Source organism: Psychromonas arctica (assembly GCF_036697365.1).
Classification (GTDB): domain Bacteria; phylum Pseudomonadota; class Gammaproteobacteria; order Enterobacterales; family Psychromonadaceae; genus Psychromonas; species Psychromonas arctica_A.
Genome location: NZ_JBAHZA010000024.1, coordinates 24,390 through 31,795, shown reverse-complemented (window position 1 = coordinate 31,795; position 7,406 = coordinate 24,390). Strand labels below are relative to the sequence as shown.

At 39.2% G+C, this 7,406-nt stretch carries 9 protein-coding genes; all 9 read right to left on the bottom strand.

The window, feature by feature from the left end; translation table 11 throughout:
* Positions 1-184: 184 nt before the first annotated feature.
* Positions 185-298, bottom strand: coding sequence for a 50S ribosomal protein L36 (rpmJ, locus tag V5290_RS16725; protein WP_011770886.1), 114 nt, complete (start codon positions 296-298; stop codon positions 185-187).
* A 402-nt stretch (positions 299-700) separates the two neighbouring features.
* Positions 701-1,111, bottom strand: coding sequence for a SufE family protein (locus V5290_RS16720; RefSeq protein WP_333388444.1), 411 nt, complete (start codon positions 1,109-1,111; stop codon positions 701-703).
* A gap of 115 nt (positions 1,112-1,226) precedes the next feature.
* Positions 1,227-1,757: a putative Fe-S cluster assembly protein SufT gene (sufT, locus tag V5290_RS16715; protein ID WP_333388441.1), complete on the bottom strand. Its 531-nt coding sequence runs from the start codon at positions 1,755-1,757 to the stop codon at positions 1,227-1,229.
* Between the two features lie 3 nt (positions 1,758-1,760).
* Positions 1,761-2,111 carry an iron-sulfur cluster assembly accessory protein gene (locus V5290_RS16710; RefSeq protein WP_333388438.1) on the bottom strand — a complete coding sequence of 117 codons (351 nt, stop codon included), beginning with the start codon at positions 2,109-2,111 and terminating at the stop codon, positions 1,761-1,763.
* 9 nt (positions 2,112-2,120) lie between these two features.
* Entirely contained in the window at positions 2,121-3,338 is a 1,218-nt protein-coding gene (locus V5290_RS16705; protein WP_333388435.1) for a SufS family cysteine desulfurase, read from the bottom strand.
* Between the two features lie 11 nt (positions 3,339-3,349).
* The gene (locus V5290_RS16700) at positions 3,350-4,609 is read right to left on the bottom strand and encodes a SufB/SufD family protein (RefSeq protein WP_333388431.1); all 1,260 of its coding nucleotides are present in this window, start codon (positions 4,607-4,609) and stop codon (positions 3,350-3,352) included.
* Between the two features lie 3 nt (positions 4,610-4,612).
* The gene (gene sufC, locus V5290_RS16695; RefSeq protein ID WP_333388428.1) at positions 4,613-5,398 is read right to left on the bottom strand and encodes a Fe-S cluster assembly ATPase SufC; all 786 of its coding nucleotides are present in this window, start codon (positions 5,396-5,398) and stop codon (positions 4,613-4,615) included.
* An 11-nt stretch (positions 5,399-5,409) separates the two neighbouring features.
* A complete protein-coding gene (sufB, locus tag V5290_RS16690) occupies positions 5,410-6,852 on the bottom strand; it encodes a Fe-S cluster assembly protein SufB (protein ID WP_416351623.1) in 1,443 nt (480 codons plus the stop codon).
* A gap of 57 nt (positions 6,853-6,909) precedes the next feature.
* The gene (gene iscR / locus V5290_RS16685) at positions 6,910-7,386 is read right to left on the bottom strand and encodes a Fe-S cluster assembly transcriptional regulator IscR (RefSeq protein WP_333388425.1); all 477 of its coding nucleotides are present in this window, start codon (positions 7,384-7,386) and stop codon (positions 6,910-6,912) included.
* Between the last annotated feature and the right edge of the window lie 20 nt (positions 7,387-7,406).

Here is a 7,406-nt window from a genome sequence, read left to right as displayed (position 1 = left end):
GCGATACGGGCCACTATGCACTCCTTAAAGTTAACGATTCATTTGTGAAAAGCCCGGTAGGATACTCGACAAATGATGATTATAAAAAATCACCTAATAGTTTATAAAACTAATAGTTTATAAAACTAATAGTTTATAAAACTAATAGTTTATAAAACTAATAGGTTAAAATATCCAAATCTTATTAGCCTTGGCGTTGCTTATGCTTTGGCTCTACGCAGATAACTCGCACCACACCGTGGCGTTTGATAACTTTGCAGTTACGACAGATTTTTTTTACGGATGCACGAACTTTCATTTTACAACTCCGAAATATTAATTAATAAAACGACTATTTATTATTAATAAAATTTTATAAGCGCTTAAATCATAAGATAAAAGAACCTATAGAAATTCGTGTAAAACCGATAAATATTCGTTAGCCGCGTAATATAGCAAATAATGAGTATTTATTCGAGTTATTAATTAGTGTAACAATCGCTAGTAAAACAAATTACACCGTTTACTATATAGAAGAATTATTCCTATCTAGACATTATTAAATTCGGAATAATAAAGTTTAAAAAGAGGGCTAGTTATTTAATCTAATTATTATAGTTAGAACATAGTAGGAATACAGAAAACATTCCTTAGATTATAAATAAAGTAAGGCTTTCCATAAGGACAAAACCTTACTTTATAAACTAGTACATCATTTGGCTTACACTGCTGCCTGCGCGATGTTTTGAATGCGACCTACGATTGAACGTAAACCATTACCGCGAGTAGGGCTGAGGTGTTTTTCTAGGTCTAAGGCTTGGAAGTAAGCTGAGATATCAAAATCTACAATCTCTTGAGGCGTTTTATGATCAAATGCTGCAAGTACTAATCCAAGTAAACCACGAACGATAATAGCATCGCTGTCTACTGAGAAGGTGAGTAATTCTTCTTCAGTACCTGGTTGGATCCAAACATTACTTTGGCAACCTTTTACAAGGCGTTCAGAGGTATGCCATTTATCATCAAAAGCGGGGAGTTGTTTCCCTAAATCAATAATGTACTTATATTTATCTTCCCAGTCGTCGAAAAATGTTAAATCTTCAATGATCTCTTCTGTTGTTGGTAATGACATGATACCTCTGATAGTTATGCTTGATGAACGGCTAAAAAAAAGCACTTAACTCGTTTATAAAACAACTAGCTAAGTGCGATTTATTATATTGGATTATGTGCAGTGGTGAAAGAGGTTAGAAGAACATACCAGATTCTAATTGCGCTTCTTCACTCATCATCTCTCTTGACCAAGGTGGATCAAAGAGTAATTCGACTTTCACATTGTCAACATTGGGTACTTTTGCAACGCGGTATTCTACATCGCTAACTAGTACTGGGCCCATGCCACAACCTGGTGCAGTTAAGGTCATGTCGATGGCAACTGTCTTGCTACTTTGGTCTACTGATACTTTATAGATTAATCCTAAAGAGACTAAACTAATTGGAATTTCAGGATCATATATACCATCTAGAGCTTGCCAAACTTGGTCTTCATCAATTTCTTCTTTGCCAAGGTCTTCAAATTCTAAGACTTCAGATTGTTGACCAATGGCTGATGCGTCAGTACCGTCGATGCGTAACATGTTACCCATCCAAGTCACTGTGTAGTTGCCACCAAGACTCTGATTGATGGAGATGAACTCTCCTTCAGGAATAATGGTTGGCTCGCCAGTTGGTACTCTTCGTGCCGCACATGCACGTTGTGTTACTACCATTTTTTGCATGAATTAGCTCACATTAAAGCTTTCGCCACAGCCACATTCAGCTACAACGTTAGGGTTGTTGTATTTAACAACTTGATTGATACCTTCAGTCACTAGGTCAATCTCTGTGCCGGCTATCATCATCATTGATTTAGATGCGACTGCGATATCAAAGTCAGAAAACTTGATAATAATATCGTCTTCAGCAGGTTGGTCTTCGATTTCAAGTACGTAAGCAAAGCCTGTACAACCACTTACTTTAGTACTGAGTCGTATAACACTGTCTGGCTTGTTTGCCATTTGTGCTGAGAAGTATTTTTCTGCTGCATCCGTTAACAGGATATTTGCAGTTGGGTCAAATACAGATACGGTCATTAAAAACTCCTAAGACAACATTGTTTTTGCTTTGTTGAGTGCAACAAATAAAGCATCAATATCATCGAATGTATTGTAAATAGAGAAAGAAGCACGCGCAGTACCTGGCACATTAAAGCGTGACATAAGAGGTTGTGCACATAGGTCGCCAGTTCTAATAGCGATACCTTGTTGATCAAGTAAGAAACCAAGATCAGCAGGGTGGCCTTGTTCAAGTACAAAACTTAACACGCCGATTTTATTGATAGCATTACCTATGATGGTTAAACCTTCAAACGCTTGTGCCTTTTCAGTGGCATAGGCAAGTAATGCATTTTCGTGTGCTAACACGGCATCTTGATTTAAAGCACTAAACCAACGTACCGCTTCACCCATAGCAATGGCACCACCTACATTAGGTGTTCCTGCTTCAAAGCGATATGGCAGTACATTCCACGTTGCATCTTGCAGTGTTACTGTGGCAATCATTTCACCACCTGTACGCCATACAGGCCAGTTTTCAAGTACTGACTCTTTGCCCCAAAGTACGCCTATGCCCATTGGGCCATAGATTTTATGTGCTGAGAAAGCATAAAAGTCACAACCGATATCTTGTACATCAGCCCAACCATGTGCTGCACCTTGTGCGCCATCAACTAATACTAAGGCATCGACTTGTTTTGCCTTTTCTGTCATTGATTTAACAGGGTTGATAGTACCGAGTACATTTGACACATGCGGGAAAGCAACGAATTTTGTGTTTTCATTGAGCAAGCTTTCATAAGCCGCTTGATCTAGTTCACCTGCATCGTTTACTGGAACGGTACGTAGTGTTGCACCTGCTTCTTTACACGCATGTTGCCATGTTACTAGGTTGGCATGGTGATCCATTTCTGTTGCAATGACTTCATCACCTGGCGACAGTAAAGTACGTAAACCATTGGCAACAATGTTAATACTTTCAGTGGTACCAGTTGTCCAGATTACTTCTTCACGTTTTGGCGCATTGATGAATTGCTGAATAATATCGCGCGCATTCTCAAAACCACGTGTTGCTTGGTCGGCAAGGAAGTGTGCACCACGGTGCACGTTGGAATTGCAATTAGAGTAATAATCAACCATCGCATCAATAACACATTGTGGTTTTTGTGTTGTCGCTGCGTTATCTAAATAAACAAGTGGTTTACCGTTAACTTGACGCTTTAGAATTGGAAATTGTTCGCGAATAGCGACTACATCAAAACTCATTATACTCTCGCTTAGTTTACTTTCATTGAAGAGAAGCGTTGACGAATGATTGGACGGATCCATTCGGCTAATACTTCGTTTGGCATTAAATCAATTAATTCATTGATGAAACCAAAGTTCAAAATGATATTCGCTTGTGCACGGCTGATGCCTCGCGTTTGTAAGTAGTATAATGCTTGCTTATCTACTTCAGCTGAAGTTGCACCATGAGCACAACGTACATCGTCGGCATAGATTTCTAATTCAGGTTTTGTATTGATTTCAGCTGTTTTAGAAACGAGTAGGTTACGGTTGTTCAACTCGGCTAAGGTTTTTTGTGCATCACGGTGAATATGAATTCTTCCGTTAAATACTGCTTTAGCTTTGCCACCAACAATACAACGCACGTTTTCTTCTGTTGTGCCGTTTGGCATTGCATGTTCAACAGTTGCATGTAGGTCGAATAATTCGTTATGATCTAATAAGTAGATTGCATTTAATTTTGCATCTACAAACTCACCTGAATGAATAATATCTGTGTCTAAACGTGATAAATCACTACCGAAAGCAACGATCGTACTGTGCATTGTTGAGTGATCTAACATGTTGAAGTGACAACCACCAACAGAAACATTACTACCAGTTTGTAATGCAAAACGGTAATGCTCAAGGTGTGCTTTTGGAGATACAAAGTACTCGACAAAGGCGGTGTTCAATGTATCACCCTGTGCTTGAACATCTTCAATCACTGCTAGCTCAGCACCTTCACCCAGTGTAATTTGAACACGTGTGTGTGATTCTGCACCTTGGCTTAGTAAAGCGCTGATGCGTAATGGCTGTTCAATTTTAACGCCAGCTTCAACATTCACGATAACAACATCTTGTGCTAGTGCATCGTTAACTAAACCAAATAAGTGACGATCTGGTTTAACTTCAGAGAAGTCAGCAACTGCTTGAGTTTGTTGTTGTGCTGCTAATTCGCTACCTAGTGAGATAGTTAAGCCATCCGGTAAGTTTGACGCTAATAGACTTTTATCTAATTTACCGTTTTTGAATACCAGTTCAATGGCCGCTAAATCAGCAATCGCAAGTGGTGTTAAATCACTTGTTGCTTCAACTTCTGTGGCTTTAGTGTTTTGGATCGCACGCAGTGGAGTGTAACGCCAAGCTTCTGTTTTACGAGTAGGCCATTGCGTTGTTGATAGTAACTCAAGCGCGCGAGTACGTTTTGGCGTTAACCAATCATCTATTTTTTGCCCTCGTGAGATGGCACTTTCTAACCATTCGCTCATCTATTAGCCCTCAGTGCTTTCTTCGTCTTTATGCGTTTCTAACCAAGCGTAACCTTGAGATTCTAATTCTAGTGCTAATGATGCATCGCCACTTTTCACGATTTTACCGTCAGCTAGTACATGAACAAAATCAGGTTTGATGTAATCTAATAAACGTTGGTAATGCGTTACAACGATGAAGCTACGCTCAGGAGAACGTTGGCTGTTTACACCTTCAGCTACCATTTGTAATGCATCGATATCTAGACCTGAATCGGTTTCATCTAAGATACATAGTTTTGGTTTAAGCAGTAACATTTGCATTAATTCGTTACGTTTCTTTTCACCACCAGAGAAGCCTTCGTTCACACCACGCTTTAAGAAAGCAAGTGGTAAGTTAACTTGTTTACACGCTGCTTTAGCTTGTTTTAGTAGTTCAGATGAAGTGATTGACTCTTCACCATTTGCTTCACGAATTGCGTCAACTGAAGCTTTTAAAAATTCTAAGTTGCTTACACCCGGGATTTCAACAGGGTATTGGAATGCTAAGAATAAGCCCGCTGCAGCGCGCTCTTCAACTTCCATTTCTAATAGGTCTTTACCATTGAATGTAATTGTACCGCTATCTACTTCGTAACCGTCACGACCTGAAAGTACGTAACCCATAGTACTTTTACCTGCACCATTTGGGCCCATGATTGCGTGTACTTCACCTGGTTTAATATCTAGATTGAAACCTTTAATGATTTGCTTTTCTTCAATGCTTGCGTATACATCTTTAATTGTTAATAAACTTTTGTTATCTGACATCTTAATAATCCTTAACCTACAGAGCCTTCAAGGCTAATCTCTAATAATTTACTTGCTTCAACGGCAAATTCCATTGGTAGCTCTTTGAATACTTCTTTACAGAAACCATTTACGATCATTGATACTGCTTTTTCAGGATCAAGGCCACGTTGGCGACATAGAAACATTTGCTCGTCACTTACTTTTGACGTTGTCGCTTCATGTTCGACAATGGCAGAAGGGTTGCGGCTTTCTATGTAAGGGAAAGTATGTGCACCACACTTATCACCGATTAGTAGAGAATCACACTCTGTAAAGTTACGTGCGCCATCAGCACTAGCTGCCATTTTCACTAAACCTCGGTAACTGTTGTTGCTACGGCCGGCTGAGATACCTTTAGTGATGATCGTTGATTTGGTGTTTTTACCAAGGTGGATCATTTTTGTACCGGTATCAGCTTGTTGTCTACCACGTGTTAATGCTACTGAGTAGAATTCACCAATACTGTCATCGCCTTTTAGGATACAGCTTGGGTATTTCCAAGTAACGGCTGAGCCTGTTTCAACTTGTGTCCAAGAGATCTTAGCTTTGGTATGACAGATACCACGTTTAGTTACGAAGTTGTAGATACCGCCTTTGCCATTTTCATCGCCTGGGTACCAGTTTTGTACTGTCGAATATTTGATTTCAGCATTATCTAACGCGATTAATTCTACTACTGCTGCGTGTAATTGATTTTCATCACGCTGTGGAGCAGTACAACCTTCAAGGTAACTAACATGGCTGCCTTCATCGGCAATGATAAGCGTACGTTCAAACTGACCTGTATTTTGTTCATTAATACGGAAATAAGTTGATAGTTCCATTGGGCAACGTGTGCCTTTTGGAATGTATACGAATGAACCATCAGTAAATACTGCACAGTTTAATGCTGAGTAGTAGTTATCTTTACGGCCAACAACACTACCAAGGTATTTTTTAACCAGTTCAGGGTATTCAACAATCGCTTCAGAGATAGGGCAGAAAATAACGCCTGCTTCCTGTAGTTTTTCTCTGAATGTTGTCACAACTGATACTGAATCAAAAACCGCATCAACAGCGATACCTGCGAGCATTTGTTGCTCGATTAGAGGAATACCTAGTTTTTCATAAGTACGCAGTAATTCAGGATCAACCTCATCCAATGACTTTGGTTTATCTTTCATACTTTTAGGTGCAGAGTAGTAAGAGATAGCTTGAAAATCTATTTTAGGATAATCGACTAAGGCCCAATCAGGCTCTTCCATCTTCAGCCATTCTCTAAATGCACCTAGACGCCATTCTAGCATCCACTCTGGTTCATTTTTCATTTTAGAAATTCGCGTAATAACACTTTCATCTAAACCTGGTTCAAAGGTTTCTGATTCGATATCAGAAATAAAACCAGCTTCATATTCTCTTCCTAGTGCTTCATCTATCTCTACTTGCACTGTCATATAAAACTCACTCTTTGTCGGGGGGAGGATGGTAATAATCTTTATCTTTTCTGCTAACTAACCAATCATTTCGCTAGTTGGGATAGTAAATAATTGACTATCAATTCTTTGTTCAGTTTTATTGTTTTGTTCATCATGTTGACGCATCAAATCTCCTAAACTGATCTTACTTAAAAAACCGTGTATTTGATCACTTAAGTCACACCATAAGTAGTGGGTTAAGCAAGTGACACCATTTTTACAATCTGCACTTTTTTTACATCCGGTTGCGTCAATAACTTCATTAACTGCATCCATAATTTGTGCTACAAAAATATCGTCAATTGAACGACCTAATTGATAGCCTCCACCTGGACCTCTTACACTTTTTACTAACGAGACTCGGCGGAGTTTAGAAAACAACTGCTCAAGATAAGATAACGAGATACCTTGGCGCTGTGATATATCTGCTAGTGACACAGGACCTTGTTCTGGATGTAATGCAAGATCGAGCATTGCAGTCACCGCATACCGGCCTTTTGTAGTTAAACGCATAAGCTATCCAATTCTGTCAA

What these genes read in the sequence shown, in the direction of transcription:
- sufB (WP_416351623.1), bottom strand. Translation starts at nt 6,852, where the DNA reads ATGACAGTGCAAGTAGAGATAGATGAAGCACTAGGAAGAGAATATGAA.
- iscR (WP_333388425.1), bottom strand. Translation starts at nt 7,386, where the DNA reads ATGCGTTTAACTACAAAAGGCCGGTATGCGGTGACTGCAATGCTCGAT.
- sufC (WP_333388428.1), bottom strand. Translation starts at nt 5,398, where the DNA reads ATGTCAGATAACAAAAGTTTATTAACAATTAAAGATGTATACGCAAGC.
- V5290_RS16705 (WP_333388435.1), bottom strand. Translation starts at nt 3,338, where the DNA reads ATGAGTTTTGATGTAGTCGCTATTCGCGAACAATTTCCAATTCTAAAG.
- rpmJ (WP_011770886.1), bottom strand. Translation starts at nt 298, where the DNA reads ATGAAAGTTCGTGCATCCGTAAAAAAAATCTGTCGTAACTGCAAAGTT.
- V5290_RS16710 (WP_333388438.1), bottom strand. Translation starts at nt 2,111, where the DNA reads ATGACCGTATCTGTATTTGACCCAACTGCAAATATCCTGTTAACGGAT.
- sufT (WP_333388441.1), bottom strand. Translation starts at nt 1,757, where the DNA reads ATGCAAAAAATGGTAGTAACACAACGTGCATGTGCGGCACGAAGAGTA.
- V5290_RS16700 (WP_333388431.1), bottom strand. Translation starts at nt 4,609, where the DNA reads ATGAGCGAATGGTTAGAAAGTGCCATCTCACGAGGGCAAAAAATAGAT.
- V5290_RS16720 (WP_333388444.1), bottom strand. Translation starts at nt 1,111, where the DNA reads ATGTCATTACCAACAACAGAAGAGATCATTGAAGATTTAACATTTTTC.